Source organism: Pseudomonas sp. 05N434 (genome assembly GCF_056396965.1).
This window is the reverse complement of the sequence record NZ_JBFTMK010001021.1, coordinates 1-655: the sequence shown is the minus strand read 5'-3', so window position 1 is coordinate 655 and position 655 is coordinate 1. Positions and strand designations below refer to the sequence as shown.

At 60.8% G+C, this 655-nt stretch carries 2 protein-coding genes; both read left to right on the top strand.

What is annotated here, in order from left to right; all coding sequences use genetic code 11:
- Positions 1–361: acyl-CoA dehydrogenase family protein (locus tag AC1DLB_RS31470; RefSeq protein WP_477786464.1), on the top strand; the 361-nt coding region annotated here is incomplete at its 5' end.
- A gap of 13 nt (positions 362–374) precedes the next feature.
- A partial coding sequence (locus tag AC1DLB_RS31465) for a CoA transferase (RefSeq protein ID WP_477786463.1) occupies positions 375–655 on the top strand: 281 nt, incomplete at its 3' end.

Here is a 655-nt window from a genome sequence, read left to right as displayed (position 1 = left end):
CCTGGATCGTCAGCAGTTTGGTCGTCCATTGGCGGCCACTCAGTTGATCCAGAAGAAGCTGGCCGACATGCAGACCGAAATCACTTTGGCGCTGCAAGGCTGCCTGCGTCTGGGGCGCATGAAAGATGAAGGTACTGCTGCGGTCGAGATCACTTCGATGATGAAGCGCAACTCCTGCGGCAAGTCCCTCGACATCGCTCGCATGGCGCGCGACATGCTGGGTGGCAACGGTATCTCCGATGAGTTCGGTGTGGCTCGCCACCTGGTCAACCTGGAAGTGGTGAACACCTATGAAGGTACGCATGACGTCCATGCGCTGATCCTCGGTCGCGCGCAGACCGGCCTCCAGGCGTTCTATTAATAGGAGAACGGCCATGGGCGCGCTTTCGCATCTACGGGTACTGGATTTGTCGCGGGTGCTCGCCGGGCCTTGGGCCGGGCAGATTCTTGCGGACCTTGGCGCTGACGTCATCAAGGTCGAGCGCCCGGGTAATGGCGATGACACGCGTGCCTGGGGGCCTCCGTTCCTTAAGGACGCTTATGGCGAGAACACCAGCGAAGCGGCCTATTACTTGTCCGCCAACCGCAACAAGCAATCGGTGACCATCGACTTCACGCGACCAGAGGGGCAGCGGCTGGTGCGTGAGTTGGCGGC